Below are 18,748 nucleotides of genomic sequence, written 5' to 3' on the forward strand. Positions count from 1 at the left end.
GGGCGAAGTCGGTGCTGCCGGGGTCCAGCCGGACGGGATGGATCTCGGTGAACCAGCCGACCGTGCGCGACAGGTCCACCCCCTCGGCCAACGGCTCACGGCCGTGCCCCTCCACATCCACCAGCACCGGGCCGGAAGTCCCCCGCCACTCGTTGACCGCCACCGTGAACCCCGCCAGCAGCACATCGTTGATCCCGGCATGGAACGCCGCCGGAACACTGGTCAGCAACTCGGCGGTGACCTCGGAGGGCACACTCCGCGACACGCGGCGCATGTCAGCCGCGACGTCCCGGTCCGGGTCCAGCGGGCGGCCACCGATCAGTGGCTCCTCCACCGCCAGCATCCGCTCCCACCGCGGAAGCTCGGCCGCCCTGTCCTGGGCCTGCGCGGCGGCCAGCAGCGCCCAGCGCCGAAACGAGGTGCCAACCGGGTCAAGCTCCACCGGGCTGCCAGCGGCCACCGCCCGGTAGGCCGCGGCCAGGTCCGGCACCAGCACCCGCCAGGACACGCCGTCGACCACCAGGTGGTGTGCCACCAGCAGCACCCGGCCCGGAAGCTCGCGGCCCCGGTCCAACCACACCACCTGGACCATCACCCCGGCCCGCGGGTCGAGGCGCTCGGCGGCGGCCCGGCCCTGTACCGCCGCCAACTCGGCGAGCTCGTCGTCGTCCAGGCCCACCGCCTCGACCCGCCGCACCAACTCCCCGGCCACCGACCCCACCGCACCCACCGACCCGGCGGCGGGGATGTCAAGCCGCCACGACGCGGTGTCGTGCTCGTCGGGGCAGACCAGCCTGGCCCGCAGCGCGTCGTGATGGTCCAGCACGGCCTGGACCGCGGTGTTCAGGTGATCCTGGTCCAACCCGGCCGGGACCACGGCGAGGACCGACTGGGAGTACCGCCCGGCCAGCCCGGCCAGGCCCGCGTGCCCGGCCATCCGGTGCATGACCGGGGTGAATGGCACCTCGCCGACCCCCACATCCTCCGGCCCGCCACCACCGGCACCCTCACCCGCCACCACGGCCAGCGCCGCCGGAGTCCTGCACTCAAACACCTGACGAGGCGTAATCACCACCCCCACCCGGCGGGCACGAGCAACAAGCTGCATCGACACGATCGAGTCACCACCCAAATCGAAGAAACTGTCCTCGACCCCGACCCGCTCCAGATGCAGCACCTCCGCGAACAAACCACACAACACCTCCTCCACCGCGGTACGCGGCTCCCGACCACCCACCCGATCCGCAAAATCAGGAACCGGCAACGCCACCCGATCCACCTTGCCATTGACCGTCAACGGCAAAACCGGAAGCACCACCACCACCGCCGGCACCATGTACTCCGGCAACCGAGCAGCCGCAAACCCCCGAATCCCAGCAGTATCAACCGCCACCCCCCCAGCCGGCACCACATACGCCACCAGACGCCGCTGACCCGGCAGATCCTCCCGCACCACCACCGCAACCTGACCCACCCCCGGACACCCCGCCAAAACCACCTCAACCTCACCCGGCTCAATCCGATAACCCCGCACCTTCACCTGACTATCCACCCGGCCCACATACACCAACTGACCCGCACCAGACCAGCGAACAAGATCACCAGTCCGGTACATCCGCCCACCCCCGAACGGGCACGCCACAAACCGCTCCGCCGTCAAACCCGGCCGGTTCAAATACCCCCGCGCCACACCCACCCCAGCCACATACAACTCCCCCACCACACCAGACGGCACCGGCTGCAGAAAAGAATCCAACACAAACACCCGCGCGTTACGAATCGGCCGCCCGATCGGCACCACACCCCGACTAACCACCTCCCCCGGCTCCACCCGATACTCCAGACACCCAACCGTCGCCTCGGTCGGCCCATACTCATTGACCACCACCGCCGCCGGATGACGCCCACGCCAGACAGCAAGCATCTCCCCGGTCAGCTGCTCCCCACCCACCACAAGATGCCCCGCACCCACCGACACACCCGACTCAGCCAACAACCGCAGATGACTCGGCGTCACCTTCACCAACAACCGCTCCCCCGACCCGGCAGCCAACTCCCCAACAAACACACACCCCCCCGACAGCAACGGCCCGAACAGCGCCGTCACCGTCAGATCAAACGCCACCGACGAATGCAACAACGACCCGCCAGCCACACTCGGATACCGCTCCCCCACATGCGCCAGATAATTCACCACCGACCGATGAGAAACCACCACACCCTTCGGCACCCCCGTCGACCCCGACGTATACATCACATAAGCCGGATCAGCCACCGACAACGGCCTCAACCGACCCGGAACCGTCGCCGGCCGCGCCGCCACCACCCCAGCCGTCCCAGCCTCATCCACCACCACCCGAAACGCGGAATGCTCAGGCAACAGACCCTCCGTCGCCACCGTGCACACCACCGCCACCGGACCCGCATCATCCACCATGAACCCCACCCGCGACGCCGGATAATCCGGATCAACCGGCAGATACGCCGCACCAGCCTTCAACACCGCCAACACCGCCACCACCAGATCCACCGACCGCGGCACCACCACCGCCACAATCCCCCCCGGCCCCACCCCCCCAGCAATCAGATGCCACGCCAACCGATTCGCCGCCGCCTCCAACTCCCCATACGACAACCGCACATCCCCATCCACCACCGCCAACGCACCCGAAGACACCACCACCCGAGCCTCAAACAACCCCGGCAACGTCACCCCCGGCACCACCGCACCCGTCGCATTCCACTCCCCCACCAGCCGAGCCCGCTCAACCTCCCCCAACACCCCCACCCGACCAACAAGCACCCCACCATCCGCCGCAATCACCGCCAGAATCCGCACCAGCCAGTTCAGCAATTCCCGGGCCGCGTTCAGGTCGTACAGGTCCGGCCGGTAGCTCAGCCTCAGTCCGAGCTGGTCGCCACCGGGACTCACCGCCAGCGTGAGCGGATAGTGGGTGGCGTCCCGGCCTCCGGCGGGAGCGACGGCCAGCCCGCGGCCGTCCGCCGGACCGGACGGGTCGACCGGGAAGCTCTCGTAGGCGACGAGGGTGTCGAAGGTGGCGCCGGGCCCAGCGAGTCGCTGGATCTCGGTCAGCCCCAGGTACTGGTGGGGCATCAGCTCCGACTGGCGACCCTGCAGGTCAGCCAGCATCTCCACCACCGGCTGGGCCGGGTCGAGCGGCACCCGGACCGGCAGCGTGTTGATGAACAGGCCCAGCATGTTCTCCACGCCGGGCAGCTCCGGGGGCCGTCCCGCGACGACCGCCCCGAACACCACGTCACGGCGCCCGGCCAGGCGGCTGACCAGCAACGCCCACGCCCCCTGCAGCACCGTGTTCAACGTCAGGCCATGGCGGCGAGCCAACTCGCGCAACGCCGCCGTCAGCTCTCGGTCCGCCCTGATCTGGAGCACCTCGGGGACCACCGGCTCCCGTGCCGGATCGGCCTCGGCGACCAGGGTCGGCTCGTCGACGCCAGCCAGCTCGGCCCGCCAGACCTCCCGGGCAACCTGCCGGTCCTGGCGACCCAACCACGCCAGATACCCCCCATACGACGTGACCGGCGGCAACCCAGCCACCCCCCCACCAAAGCGATACACCTGAAACAGCTCACGCTTGAGAATCGGCAACGACCAACCATCCAACAGAATGTGATGATTAGTGATCACCAGCCGGTGATGCCGCGCACCCAACCGAATCAACAAAAACCGCAACAACGGAGGCACCGCCGGATCGAACCGCCGCTCCAACTCCTCCGCAGCCAACCGATCAGCCTCCACCAACCCCACATCCCCAGCCAGCACAGACAGATCCACCTCACGCCACGGCAACGTCACAGTCCCAGGAATCACCTGCACGGCCTGGTCAAGCCCAGCCACCTGATGGAACCCGGCCCGCAAGTTGGAATGCCGATCCAGCAACGCCTGACCCGCCGCCCGCAACACCCCCGCATCCAACGAACCCTCCAGATCCAGAACATGCTGGCCGGAGTAGACGTCCACCGCACCCTCGTCGAACACCGCATGGAACAGCAACCCCTCCTGCAACGGCGCCAGCGGCCACACCTCGGCCAGACCCGGCTGCGCAGCCTCCAGCTCAGCCACCTGACCCTGATCCAATAGCACCAACGGAAAGTCCGACGGGCTGTGCCCGCCCGCACCAGGCCGCGCGGCATGCGCGGCCAAACCACCCAGCATCGCCACCCAGCCCTCGCCCAACTCCCGCACGACAGACTCGGCCAACAACTCCCCCGGCCAAGACAGCGAAATACTCAACTCCGGACCACCCACCCCATCACGGACGACCGCTCCGGCGCTGAGCACGTGGGAAGCGGGCATGCGCTCGTCCGCGTTTCCGCCGAGCCCGATCTGCTGCCAGCCGGCCGGCTCGGCAACGTCACCGGCTCCAGTAGCGAAGCGGCCCAGGTAGTTGAAGCCGATCTGCGGGGTCGGCAGCGCCGCCAACGCCGGCCGCGTAGCGGGATTCAGATAACGCAACAGCCCGAAACCCAGACCATCACCGGGCACCGCCCGCACCTGCTCCTTGACCCTCTTCAACACCACACCAGCCGCGTCACCACCGGCCCGCACATCGACAAAGTCCACCTCACCCGGCTCCAACCTCACCGGATAAACACTGGTAAACCAACCCACCGTCCGCGACAGGTCGACCCCATCGGCCAGCGGCTCCCGGCCATGACCCTCCACATCCACCAGGACCGAACCAACCCCCCCACGCCACTCCACCACCGCAGCCGCCAACCCAGCCAGCAACACATCATTAACCCCGGCATGAAACAGCCTGGGCACCACCGTCAACAACGCCGCCGTCACCTCCAGGGACACCGAAAACGACAGCTGCCGCATACTCGACGCCACATCACGGGCCGGATCAAGCGGCCGGTCACCCAACAGGACGTCATCACCGGTAAGAATCCGCTGCCACACAGGCAGTTCCGCCACCCGAACCGGATCCTGCGCCTGAGCCCGAGCCAGCAGAGCCCAACGACGAAACGCCGTCCCCACCGGCTCCAACTCCACCCCACCACCAGCCACACAAGCCGCATAAGCCGCCGCCAAATCCGGCAACAGAATCCGCCAGGACACCCCGTCCACCACCAGATGATGAACAACCAGCAACAGCCGCCCGGAAACCCCCACCCCCCGATCCAGCCACACCACCTGAACCATCACCCCCGACACCGGATCCAACCGGCCCGCGGCGGCACGCTGCTGCACCTTGATCAACTCGGTGAGCGGCGCCTCGGCCAGACCGACCGCGTCCACCCGCCGCACCAGCCCACCGGCCCCCTCACCCGCAGGCGGAACATCCAGCTTCCACGTGGCCGAATCCCGCTCGTCCGGGCAGACCAGCCGGGCCCGCAGCACGTCGTGATGGTCCACCAGGGCATTGACAGCGACGCCCAGACGCTCCAGGTCGATCCCGGCCGGCACGACGACGAGCATCGCCTGCGAGAACCGGTCCAGCCCCGCCACTCCGGCCCGCCGGACCAACCCACACATGGCAGGAGTCAGCGGCACCTCACCGATACCGACATCAGCGGGCACAACCTCGGCAAGACTGCTCTGAGCCACCACAGCCAACCCGGCCGGCGTCTTGTACTCGAACACATCCTGCGCACTGACCACCACACCCGCCCGCCGAGCCCGCGCCACCAACTGCATCGACATAATCGAATCACCACCAAGATCGAAGAAACTGTCCTCGACCCCGACCCGCTCCAACCGCAACACCTCCGCAAACAAACCACACAACACCTCCTCCACCGCGGTACGCGGCGAACGACCCCCCACCCGACCCGCGAAATCCGGAACCGGCAACGCACCCCGATCCACCTTCCCCTGACCAGTCAACGGCAACCCAGACAACACCACCACCACCGCCGGCACCATATACTCCGGCAACAAACCCGCCACAAAGTCGCGGATCTGGACGGTGTCGAGCGCCTCCCCCTCGGAGGCGACGACATAGGCGACCAACCGTTTCTGCCCCGGCTCATCCTCACGCACCACCACCACACACCGCCCCACCCCCGGATACAACCCCAACACCGCCTCCACCTCACCCAACTCAATCCGAAAACCACGAACCTTCACCTGCCCATCCACCCGACCGGCGAACACCAACTGCCCCTCCCCCGTCCACCGCCCCAAATCCCCCGTCCGATACATCCGCTCCCCAGACCCGGAAAACGGACACGCCACAAACCGCTCCCCCGTCAACCCAGGCCGGCCAAAATACCCACGCGCCAACCCCACACCCGCCACATACAACTCACCCGTCACCCCCGGCGGCACCGGCTGCAAAAACCGATCCAACACAAACACCCGGGTGTTATCCATCGGACGGCCAATCGGCACCACCGAGGCAACCTCATCCCCCGGCCGCACCTCAAACACCGTCGCACACACCGTCACCTCCGTCGGCCCATACAACTGCCGCACCACCACCCCCGGACACGCCTCCACCACCCGCACCACCGCCGCCGCACTCACCACATCCCCACCCGTCACCACCTCACGCACCCCCACAAAACACCCCGGCGCCTCCTCCGCCACCGCCGCAAACAACCCCGCCGTCACATGCACCACCGTCGGCCCAAAATCCGAAATCAACCCCTTCAGCACCCCAGCGTCGACCCGCCCGGCCGGCGCCACCACCACCTGACCCCCCGACAACAACGCCACCCACAACTCCCACGTCGACGCGTCAAACGCATGCGACGCATGAAACAACACCCGCCCATGAACCTCCCGCGACCAACACCGATCCGCCGCCAACCCGACCACACCCGCATGCGTCACCGCCACACCCTTCGGCACCCCCGTCGACCCCGACGTATACATCACATACGCCACATCATCCGCACCCACCCGCACCGCCGGCGGCCCACACTCCCCCTCCCCATCCACCCAGCCACCCGCCCACACCACCCCGACAGACCCCGGCAGATCAGGCGCCCAGTCGTCGGCCACCACCACCCGCACCCCCGCCTCAGCCAGCACCCGCCCCACCCGCACCACCGGCCACTCCACATCCACCGGCACATACGCCGCCCCCACCTTCACCACCCCCACCAACACCGCCACCAACTCCACCGACCGCTCCATCACCACCCCAACCCGATCACCAGACCGCACCCCAGCCGCCACCAAATCCCGCGCCACCCGATTCGCCGCCACCTCCAACTCCCCATACGTCACCCGCACACCCCCCGACACCACCGCCACCACATCCCGCCCCGCAGCCACCCACCCCCCAAACACCCCCGGCAACGTCCCCACCCCAACCCCAACCCCAGTGTCATTCCACTCCTCCACCACCCGCACCCACTCAGCCGCACCCAACACCGGCACCCGACCCACCAACACCCCCGGATCCGCCGCCACAGCCTCCAGGATCCGTACCAACCAGCGCCCGAAGCCCTCGACCTGGTCGGGCTCGAACACGTCCGGGCGGTAGGTCAGCCGCAGCCGCAGGTCCGTGGCACCCGGGATGACCGCGAGCGTCAGCGGATAGTGCGTCGAGTCACGCCCCCCGGCCGGGGTGATCCGCAGCGTGTCGTCGGGCCCGGACCCGGGCTCGGGCCCAGCATCCGGGTCGAAGGGATAGTTCTCGTAGGCCACCAGCGTGTCGAAGGTCGCGCCCGCACCGGCCAACCGCTGGATCTCGGCCAGCCCCAGGTACTGGTGGGCGATCAGAGCCGACTGCCGGTCCTGCAACGCGGTCAGCATCTCGATGACGGGCCGGTTCGGGTCCAGCGGCACCCGCACCGGCACCGTGTTGACGAACAGCCCCAGCATGTCCTCCACCCCGGGCAGCTCGGGCGGACGACCCGCGACGACCGCACCGAACACCACATCGCGCTGCCCCGCCAACCGACTGACCAGCATCGCCCACGCCCCCTGCACGACCGTGTTCAGCGTCAGGTCGTGCTCCCTGGCCAGGGCGCGCAGGGCCGCGATCAGTTCGGGGCCCGCAGAGGCCATGACCCGGCCCGGCGCCACCGGAAGCCGGGCCGGGTCGCCCGGCGCGACCAGGGTCGGTTCCGTCGTGCCGGCCAGCTCCCGCTGCCAGGCCTCGCGCGCCGCGTGCCGGTCCTGGCGGCCTAGCCAGGCCAGATACTCCCCGTACGGCGTGACCGGTGGCAGTCCGATCGGGTCACCGCCGGCCGCATAGATGGTGGACAACTCACGCAGCAGGACCGGCAGCGACCAACCATCCATCAGGATGTGATGGTTGGTGATCACCAGGCGGTGGTGTCGTGCGCCGAACCGGATCACCAGGAACCGCAGCAGCGGGGGCACCGCGGGGTCGAAGGCACGGGCCAGCTCGGCGGCGGCCAGCCGGTCGGCCTCCGCCTCGGCTTCGGCCGAAGGCAGCGCCGACACGTCCGCCTCACGCCATGGCAGCGCGACCCGATCGGCGATCACCTGGACCGGCTGCTCCAGGCCGGCGAGGTGCCGGAATCCGGCGCGCAGGTTGGGATGCCGGTCCAGCAGCGCCTGGCCCGCAGCCCGCAGTACAGCGGTGTCCAGCGGGCCGAGCAGGTTCAGCAGGCCCTGCCCCGAGTAGGCGTCCAGCGCCTGCTCGCCGAGCATGGCGTGGAACAGCAGGCCCTCCTGCAGGGGCGACAGCGGCCACACCTCGGCCAAGCCGGGCTGCGCAGCCTCCAGCTCGGTCACGTGCCCCTGGGCCAGCGGGACCAGTGGGAAGTCCGACGGGCTGTGCCCGCCCGCACCAGGCCGCGCGGCGTGCGCGGCCAAGCCGGTCAGCATCGCCACCCAGCCCTCGGCCAACTCCCGCACGGCGGACTCGGCCAACAACTCCCCCGGCCAGGAGAACATCAGGCTCAGCTCGGGGCCGTCCGCGCCGTCACGGACGACTCCGCCTGCTTCCAGGATGTGGGCGGCGGGCATCCGCTCGTCCATGTCCCCGCCGAGCGCCACCGGCTGCCACTCCTGCCGCCCGGAACCGGTGGTGAACCTGCCCAGGTAGTTGAAGCCGATCTGCGGGGTCGGCAGCGCCGCCAACGCCGGCCGCGTAGCGGGATTCAGATAACGCAACAGCCCGAAACCCAGACCATCACCGGGCACCGCCCGCACCTGCTCCTTGACCCTCTTCAACACCACACCAGCCGCGTCACCACCGGCCCGCACATCGACAAAGTCCACCTCACCCGGCTCCAACCTCACCGGATAAACACTGGTAAACCAACCCACCGTCCGCGACAGGTCGACCCCATCGGCCAGCGGCTCCCGGCCATGACCCTCCACATCCACCAGGACCGAACCAACCCCCCCACGCCACTCCACCACCGCAGCCGCCAACCCAGCCAGCAACACATCATTAACCCCGGCATGAAACAGCCTGGGCACCACCGTCAACAACGCCGCCGTCACCTCCAGGGACACCGAAAACGACAGCTGCCGCATACTCGACGCCACATCACGGGCCGGATCAAGCGGCCGGTCACCCAACAGGACGTCATCACCGGTAAGAATCCGCTGCCACACAGGCAGTTCCGCCACCCGAACCGGATCCTGCGCCTGAGCCCGAGCCAGCAGAGCCCAACGACGAAACGCCGTCCCCACCGGCTCCAACTCCACCCCACCACCAGCCACACAAGCCGCATAAGCCGCCGCCAAATCCGGCAACAGAATCCGCCAGGACACCCCGTCCACCACCAGATGATGAACAACCAGCAACAGCCGCCCGGAAACCCCCACCCCCCGATCCAGCCACACCACCTGAACCATCACCCCCGACACCGGATCCAACCGGCCCGCCGCCGCGCGTTCCTGATCCCGCAGGACACCGGTGAGTCCGTCGTCGTCCAGGCCCACCGCGTCAACCCGGCGCACCAGCGCACCGGAGTCGGCGTCGGCCGGGTCGACGGCGGGGATGTCGAAGCGCCACGTGGCGGGGTCGTGGTCGTCGGGACGGACCAGCCGGGCCCGCAGCACGTCGTGGTGGTTCACCAGGGCTTTGAGGACGACGGCCAGCCTGGCCAAGTCGAGTTCGGCGGGGACGGCCACCGAGACCGACTGCGAGAACCGGTCCAGCCCCGCCACTCCGGCCCGCCGGGCCACCCACTGCATGGCGGGAGTCAGCGGCACCTCACCGATACCGACATCAGCGGGCACAACCTCGGCAAGACTGCTCTGAGCCACCACAGCCAACCCGGCCGGCGTCTTGTACTCGAACACATCCTGCGCACTGACCACCACACCCGCCCGCCGAGCCCGCGCCACCAACTGCATCGACATAATCGAATCACCACCAAGATCGAAGAAACTGTCCTCGACCCCGACCCGCTCCAACCGCAACACCCCCGCAAACAAACCACACAACACCTCCTCCACCGCGGTACGCGGCGAACGACCCCCCACCCGACCCGCGAAATCCGGAACCGGCAACGCACCCCGATCCACCTTCCCCTGACCAGTCAACGGCAACCCAGACAACACCACCACCACCGCCGGCACCATATACTCCGGCAACAAACCCGCCACAAAGTCGCGGATCTGGACGGTGTCGAGCGCCTCCCCCTCGGAGGCGACGACATAGGCGACCAACCGTTTCTGCCCCGGCTCATCCTCACGCACCACCACCACACACCGCCCCACCCCCGGATACAACCCCAACACCGCCTCCACCTCACCCAACTCAATCCGAAAACCACGAACCTTCACCTGCCCATCCACCCGACCGGCGAACACCAACTGCCCCTCCCCCGTCCACCGCCCCAAATCCCCCGTCCGATACATCCGCTCCCCAGACCCGGAAAACGGACACGCCACAAACCGCTCCCCCGTCAACCCAGGCCGGCCAAAATACCCACGCGCCAACCCCACACCCGCCACATACAACTCACCCGTCACCCCCGGCGGCACCGGCTGCAAAAACCGATCCAACACAAACACCCGGGTGTTATCCATCGGACGGCCAATCGGCACCACCGAGGCAACCTCATCCCCCGGCCGCACCTCAAACACCGTCGCACACACCGTCACCTCCGTCGGCCCATACAACTGCCGCACCACCACCCCCGGACACGCCTCCACCACCCGCACCACCGCCGCCGCACTCACCACATCCCCACCCGTCACCACCTCACGCACCCCCACAAAACACCCCGGCGCCTCCTCCGCCACCGCCGCAAACAACCCCGCCGTCACATGCACCACCGTCGGCCCAAAATCCGAAATCAACCCCTTCAGCACCCCAGCGTCGACCCGCCCGGCCGGCGCCACCACCACCTGACCCCCCGACAACAACGCCACCCACAACTCCCACGTCGACGCGTCAAACGCATGCGACGCATGAAACAACACCCGCCCATGAACCTCCCGCGACCAACACCGATCCGCCGCCAACCCGACCACACCCGCATGCGTCACCGCCACACCCTTCGGCACCCCCGTCGACCCCGACGTATACATCACATACGCCACATCATCCGCACCCACCCGCACCGCCGGCGGCCCACACTCCCCCTCCCCATCCACCCAGCCACCCGCCCACACCACCCCGACAGACCCCGGCAGATCAGACACCCCCACATCAGCCACCACCACCCGCACCCCCGCCTCAGCCAGCACCCGCCCCACCCGCACCACCGGCCACTCCACATCCACCGGCACATACGCCGCCCCCACCTTCACCACCCCCACCAACACCGCCACCAACTCCACCGACCGCTCCATCACCACCCCAACCCGATCACCAGACCGCACCCCAGCCGCCACCAAATCCCGCGCCACCCGATTCGCCGCCACCTCCAACTCCCCATACGTCACCCGCACACCCCCCGACACCACCGCCACCACATCCCGCCCCGCAGCCACCCACCCCCCAAACACCCCCGGCAACGTCCCCACCCCAACCCCAACCCCAGTGTCATTCCACTCCTCCACCACCCGCACCCACTCAGCCGCACCCAACACCGGCACCCGACCCACCAACACCCCCGGATCCGCCGCCACAGCCTCCAGCAGCTCCACCAGCGACCGGGCGAAGCCTTCGGCCGCCTCACGCGAGAAGACGTCCGGCCGGTGCGTCATGCGGAAGCCGAGCCGCTCGTCGGGCAGCACGGTGAGGCTGAGCGGGTAGTGAGTCGCCTCAAGCCCGCCCACCGCCTGACTGATCTTGAGACCGTCCTCGCCCGGAGCCCGCCCGGGCGAATCGGAGGGGTAGCTCTCGTAGGCGAACAGCGTGTCGAAGGTCGCCCCCGCACCGGCCAGCCGCTGGATCTCGGCCAGCCCCAGGTACTGGTGAGCGATCAGAGCCGACTGCCGGTCCTGCAGGGCCGCCAGCATCGAGGTCACCGGCTGGTTCGGGTCCAGCGACACCCGCACCGGCACCGTGTTGACGAACAGCCCCAGCATGTCCTCCACACCGGGCAGCTCGGGCGGACGGCCGGCCACCATCGCCCCCAACACCACATCCGAGCGCCCGGCCAACCGGCTGACCAGCATCGCCCATACGCCCTGGATCAGGGTGTTCAACGTCAGCCCATGACCGCGGGCCAGGCCGCGCAGCGCCGCCGTCAGCTCCTCACTCACCGAGAAGCGCACCCGACCGGGTTCCGGCGAGGCCTGCGCCGGATCGACCGCAGCGACGAGTGTCGGCCCGTCGACCCCGGCCAGCTCCTCCTGCCACGCCGTACGGGCCTGTTCCCGATCCTGCTGCCCCAGCCAGGCCAGGTGATCCCGGTAGGGCCTCACCGGCGGCAGCCCGTTCAGTCGCCCACCGCTCCGGTACACGGCGAACAGCTCACGCAGCAGCACCGACAGCGACCAGCCATCCAGCAGGATGTGGTGGACGGTGATCACCAATCGATGCCGCCGCGCGCCGAACCGGATCAGCAGGAAGCGCAGCAACGGCGGCGCCGCCGGGTCAAACCGGCGGCCGTGCTCCTCGGCCGTCGCCTCGCCGGCCCGCGCCTGTGCCGTGGCTTCCGGCAGCCCCGACAAGTCCGTCTCCGACCAGGGCAGCTCCACCTGCCTGGCAATCACCTGTACCGGCTGGTCCAGCGCCGCGGGCTGCCGGAACCCGGCCCGCAGGTTGGCATGCCGGTCCAGCAGCCGCTGGCCGGACTGCCGCAGGATCGCGGCGTCGAGCGGACCCTCGATGTCCAGTACGGCCTGCAACGCGTAGACGTCGGAGCCCTGCTCGTCATACAGGGCGTGGAAGAGAAGCCCTTCCTGCAACGGCGACAGCGGCCACAGATCCTCTATCTCCAACTGAGCCACCGTGCTTCTCCTCTCGAGTTCCGCGAAGGTGTCAGCAAGAAGGACGTCAGGCGCCGACCCTGTCGTCGACCGAGTCCGTCGCCTGCCCGGCGAACTGGGTGAAGTACAACTCCGCATAGAGCCCGCCCGCCGCCAGCAGATCTTCGTGCGAGCCCTGCTCGCGGACACCGCCCGCGTCGATCACCAGGATCTGGTCGGCCTCCCGGATGGTCGACAGCCGGTGCGCGATCACCAGAGAGGTACGGCCTGCCAGCGCGCTCTTCAGGGCCCGTTGGACGGCGGCTTCGGACTCGGAGTCCAGGTGAGCGGTGGCCTCGTCGAGCACCACGATCGACGGCGCCTTCAGCAGCAGCCGGGCCAGCGCCAGCCGCTGCTTCTCACCGCCGGACAGCCGGTAGCCGCGATCCCCGACGACGGTGTCCAGGCCGTGCGGCAGCGCGGAGATCAGATTCCAGATCTGCGCGCCCTGGCACGCCCGCACGATCTCCTCGTCGGTCGCGTCAGGCTTGGCATACGCCAGGTTCCGCCCGATGGTGTCGTGGAACATGTGCGCGTCCTGGGTCACCACCCCGACCGTGTCACGCAGTGATTTCAGCGTGAGGTCCCGCAGGTCGTGACCATCGATCCAGACTGTCCCAGCGATCGGGTCATACAACCGGGAGACCAGATGGGTGATCGTGCTCTTCCCGGCGCCCGAGTGGCCGACCAGCGCGGTGAGCTTTCCCGCCGGAGCCCGGAAGCTGATCCGATCCAGCACCATCGCGGTGCTCCCGGTGCGCTCGGCGGACGGCAGCGCGATCGATTCGAGCGAGGCGAGTGACACCTCGTCGGCGGTTGGGTAGCGGAACGACACCTCGTCGAACTCGATCTCCGGCGCGGCCGACGAGGCGGACGGCAGCGCGATCGCGCCGGGGCGTTCGGCGACGAGCGGCCGCAGGTCGAGCACCTCGAAGACCCGGTCGAAGCTCACCAGCGCGGTCAGCACGTTGAGCTGGATGTTGGAGAGCTGGTTGATCGGGCCGTACAGCCGGTTGAGCAGGACCGCGAAGGCGGCAAGGGTGCCGAGCTGGAAGTCGTCGTGGATGACCAGAACACCGCCGATGCCATAGACCGCCGCGGTGGCGAGCGAGGCCACCATCGTCATCGCGACGAAAAACACCCGCCCATAGACGGCGGTCCGCACGTTGATATCGCGGACCCGCGCCGCCCGGTCCTCGAACTGCCTGCTCTCGGTCTCGGGCTCGCCGTAAAGCTTGACGAGGATCGCGCCCGCCACGTTGAAGCGCTCGTTCATCATCGTGCTCATCTCGGCATTGAGCTGCATGCCCTCCCGGGCATACCGCTGCAGCCTGCGGCCGACGACCCGGGCCGGCAGCATGAAGCACGGGACGAGCGCGAGCACGACTATCGTCACGACCCATGACAGGTAGAACATCGTGACTATCACCAGGACCAGCGACAGCGCGCTGGACACCAACACAGTCAGCAACTGCGACATCGCCTGCTGCGCCTCGATCACGTCGGTGTTCAGCCGGCTGACCAGCGAGCCGGTCTGCGCCCGAGTGAAGAAGGCGATCGGCTGCCGCTGCACGTGGGCGAAGACCCGGGTCCGCAGATCATAGATTATCTGCTCGCCAAATCGCGCGGAGAGCATCCGCTGAGCGATTCCCAGAAAGGCATCCAGAAGGGCGAGTGCCGCGACGACCGAGGCGACTACGACGACCAGCCTGGTGTTCTCCTTCAAAATGCCGTCGTCGATGAGGAACTTGAGTAGCAGTGGATTGGCCGCAATACTCGCGGCCTCGAGTGACCCGGCTGCCAGCAGCAGCACCAGGCGCCACCGATAAGGCTTGGCATAAGGCAGGATCCGGCGCATTGTACCCGGCCTGATCTGCTGCCGGGTAATCGGTCGGTCACCACCCACCCCGCGGATCATCATGGGGCCCGGAGCTCCGAGCGTCATCACCGACCTCCTAAACACGGGACCCGAAGTAGTGGCCGCGGTATCGGTTCAACCGTACCTAGCGGAGTTTGCGGCAACCACTGTCCAACTGCCGAAAACTCACGGTGAGCCGTATCAGTGCCCAATGAGGCCGGGATGGATGTCGGCCAGCGAAGGTGTGCCGGTGAGGGTCATCGCGTCGGTGAGTTCCTCGATGAGAATGCCCAGCACATGAGCTGCGCCTTCCTGCCCGCCGACCGCCAGGCCATGGAGGACTGGCCGACCCACGAGCACCGCGGCGGCCCCCACCGCCAGGCAGGCCAGCACGTCCCGGCCCCGCCGGATGCCACCATCGACCAGGACCGGGCAACTGCCCGCCACCGCCGCCACGATCTCCGGGAGTACCTCGAAGGTCGCGGGGACACCGTCAAGCTGGCGGCCCCCGTGGTTGGAGACCACGATGCCGTCCACCCCCGCACGTACCGCCCGTTCCGCGTCCGAGGCCGTCAGGATGCCCTTGACCAGCAGCGGCAACGAGCTGATCGACCGCAGCCAGTCGATCACCGACCAGTCCAGGGTCGGGTCGAGCTCGGCGCTGGCGTGCGCGGCGGGCGAGGAGAAGCCATCCCCGTCGAGGTTGACCGGCATGATACCCGGAGGCAGCCGGAAGTCGTTGCGCACGTCGCGCAGCCGGCGGCCAAGCCGGGGCGCGTCAACGGTGAGGACCAGCGCATTCATGCCCGCCCGCTCCCCGTGTTCGATCAGCCGCTGCGTCCGGAAGCGGTCACGGAAGCAGTACACCTGGAGCCACAGCGGGGAGCCTGCGGCCGAGACCAGCTCCTCGAAGCGGCGCCCGGCCATGGTGGAGACGACGACGGGCATCCCGACCGAGGTGGCGGCCCGCACCGTGGCCAGTTCCCCATCTGGGTGAGCCAGCGTGTGGAAGGCCATCGGGGCGACAGCCAGCGGCGCCGCCCACCGGTCACCGAAGATCCTGGTGGCGATGTCGGGGTCGGACGCGCCGCGCAGCACGGTTGGCCGCAGCCGGACGTCGTCGAATGCCGCCATGTTAGCCGTGAGCGTCCGTTCCTCCCCGGCGCCGCCCGCGCAGAAGTCCCAGACCAGACGGTCCAGCCGGGCGCGGGCCAGGTTCTCGTAGTCGCCGAGCGTCAACGCGGTCATCCCAGCCTCCGAGATCACTGCGCCAGATCAGGGCGCAGCGCGCTCGCGCCGCGCAGATACACATGCCTGATCGGCGGGCGCGCCCCGTCGACCTCCACATGCGCCATCAGCCGTACGACGCGCGGCAGCGCCCCGGGCACACCGATCTCGCTGGCGCAGATCATCGGTACCGTGTGAAAACCAGCCTTCCTGGCGGCCAGCGCGGGGAACTCGGCGTCCAGATCCGAGGTCGCGGTGAACAGCACACTGATCACGTCGTCGGTCACCAGCCCGTTGCGGATGAGCATCTCGGTGACCAGCTCGACCGTCGCCTCGAAGATGTCCTCTCGCGCGTTCGCCCCGACCTGCGTGGCACCGCGGATCGCTCGCACAGTCATACCCCGCAGCGTCGCTCGGATCCAGACTCACAACAATGGCGTCCAGCAATTTTCCGCCAGCGCCATCGGATGCCTTTTCGACAGTCGGCAAGAACGGTTAGAGCGATATAATCGTTCACGGGAGCGCTCCGTGGCCCAGCGACGGAAACGGACCTCCTGAAAGAGCCCCGAATATCGGTTCGAATCCGATTCCGGGTACTCTGCATCTTCTCTTCACCCGGGTTATACCCACGGTGGCTGACGGCACGCGGCCGATGTGGTTGCCCGACCCGGCACGGAGCCGGGCCGTGGAACTGGCACAAGGCCGTAGAACTGGCACGCACCAGCGGCGCCATCTTACTGGGCTGACATCCACAGAACCAACCGGCCCACACAGACAACCGGCCCACACATGGTGGACCATGTGTGGGCCGGTTGCTTTTGGACGCGACCGGTACGGCCGGCCTAAGCGTCGGTGGGCAGCCAGAACATGCCGTCAGCCGACGAGACCAGACCGCCGGGGAACAGCGGGGTCTCCGGCTCGGCGTCCTCACCGAGCAGCGCGCGCATCTGCATCTGCGAGCCCTCGTGCATGACCCCGCGGATCACCTGCGACTTCATGAACGGCACCATGCTCTCGCTGTTGTTGGCCACGAGCGCGTCGACCGCGGTAGTGAAGTCGGCGGTGTTGGCCTGCAGCCGGAGGGCCAGGGCGTCGGCGTCGGTCAGCGCGGATTCCCCCGACGACACTCCGCCGATCAGCTCGACGAATGCCTCCAGCTCGGGCTGGCTGTTCCCGGTGACCTTCTTGGCCTGCCAGAAGTAGGAGTCCTCGCTGTGATGCATCTCGTAGAACGACACCAGAAACTCGTAGAACACGCCGTAATCTCGGCGGTAGCGGGCCTCGAACTCCTGCATCGCGGTCTTCTCGTCCACAATCTCGGCGAGGACGCTGTTGATGGACCGGGCCGCGAGCAGCGCGCTGTAGGTCGCGAGGTGCACGCCGGAGGAGAACACCGGGTCCACAAAGCACGCGGCGTCGCCGACCAAAACCATCCCGGGACGCCAGAAAGTCGTCTGATGATAGGAGTAGTCCTTGCGTACCCGGAGCTGGCCGTACTGCCCGGTGGTGACCCGCCTGGCCGGCGCGAGGTAATCCGAAATCATCGGGCACTCCTCAATGAGCGCCTTCATGGCCTGCTCGGAGTCACCCTGGACCTTCTCCGCCATTTCCGACCGTACGACCGCGCCGACGCTGGTCAGCGTGTCGCTCAGTGGGATGTACCAGAACCAGCCGCTGTCGAAGGCCACACACAGGATGTTGTTCCGGTTGGGCTCGGGCATCCGCCGGCCGCCCTCGAAGTAGCCGAACAGGGCCAGGCTGCGAAAGAACTCCGAGTACTGCCGGGTGCCACCAACCCGATGGTAGATGCGGCTTTTGTTGCCGGTGGCGTCGACCACGAAGGAGGCCCGCGCCTCACGCCGGTTGCCGCCGTCGTCGGTGTAGCGGATGCCGACGACCCGGTCGCCGTCCTCGATGACGTCGGTGGCCGAGCAGCCCTCGTGTACCTCGGCGCCGACCCGGCGGGCGTTCCGCAGTAGAATCTCGTCGAATTTCGACCGTTCAACCTGATAGGCGAATGAGGTCGGCCCAGCCATCCGCGACGACACCGAGAAGGCGAACGTCCACGGCTCCGGGGTGGCCCCCCATCTGAAGGTACCGCCGCGCTTGAGCGGGAAGCCGGCTTTGGCCAGTTCGTCGGCGGCGCCGGTCAGCCGGCAGACCCCGTGGATAGTGGATGGTAGCAGCGACTCGCCGATCTGGTAGCGCGGAAAGTGCTCCTTCTCCAGGACAAGGACTCGATGCCCCTGCATGGCCACCAGCGCGGCCAGTGTGGAGCCGGCGGGTCCGCCGCCAACGACCACCACATCAAATTCCGCAGAATCTGTCACGGCCATCTCCCACCATTTTTTCCGAGCCCTTTAAGCCCG

At 68.1% G+C, this 18,748-nt stretch carries 5 protein-coding genes (1 of these 5 running past the window's edge); all 5 read right to left on the minus strand.

Features of this window, described 5'->3' with window-relative positions:
• Window positions 1-13,276 carry the 5' portion of a non-ribosomal peptide synthetase gene (locus tag FRANCCI3_RS28565; RefSeq protein WP_011436873.1) on the minus strand. 545 nt of this gene lie to the left of the window's left edge, so only the first 13,276 of its 13,821 coding nucleotides appear in the window; it begins with the start codon at window positions 13,274-13,276; its stop codon lies beyond the left edge, outside the window.
• Between the two features lie 46 nt (window positions 13,277-13,322).
• The gene (locus tag FRANCCI3_RS12375; protein ID WP_011436874.1) at window positions 13,323-15,239 is read right to left on the minus strand and encodes an ABC transporter ATP-binding protein; all 1,917 of its coding nucleotides are present in this window, start codon (window positions 15,237-15,239) and stop codon (window positions 13,323-13,325) included.
• A gap of 114 nt (window positions 15,240-15,353) precedes the next feature.
• Complete coding sequence (locus FRANCCI3_RS12380; protein ID WP_011436875.1) at window positions 15,354-16,400, minus strand: alpha-hydroxy acid oxidase; 1,047 nt, start codon at window positions 16,398-16,400, stop codon at window positions 15,354-15,356.
• A gap of 14 nt (window positions 16,401-16,414) precedes the next feature.
• The gene (gene aroH, locus FRANCCI3_RS12385) at window positions 16,415-16,777 is read right to left on the minus strand and encodes a chorismate mutase (protein WP_023842144.1); all 363 of its coding nucleotides are present in this window, start codon (window positions 16,775-16,777) and stop codon (window positions 16,415-16,417) included.
• Window positions 16,778-17,221: 444 nt separating this feature from the next.
• Window positions 17,222-18,709, minus strand: a complete 1,488-nt coding sequence (locus tag FRANCCI3_RS12390) for a tryptophan 7-halogenase (RefSeq protein WP_011436877.1) — start codon at window positions 18,707-18,709, stop codon at window positions 17,222-17,224.
• Window positions 18,710-18,748: the final 39 nt, after the last annotated feature.

Source organism: Frankia casuarinae (assembly GCF_000013345.1).
Classification (GTDB): Bacteria; Actinomycetota; Actinomycetes; order Frankiales; family Frankiaceae; genus Frankia; species Frankia casuarinae.

Coding starts and splice junctions, on each gene's coding strand:
- aroH (WP_023842144.1), bottom strand. CDS start 16,777: ATGACTGTGCGAGCGATCCGCGGTGCCACGCAGGTCGGGGCGAACGCG.
- FRANCCI3_RS12380 (WP_011436875.1), bottom strand. CDS start 16,400: ATGACCGCGTTGACGCTCGGCGACTACGAGAACCTGGCCCGCGCCCGG.
- FRANCCI3_RS12375 (WP_011436874.1), bottom strand. CDS start 15,239: ATGACGCTCGGAGCTCCGGGCCCCATGATGATCCGCGGGGTGGGTGGT.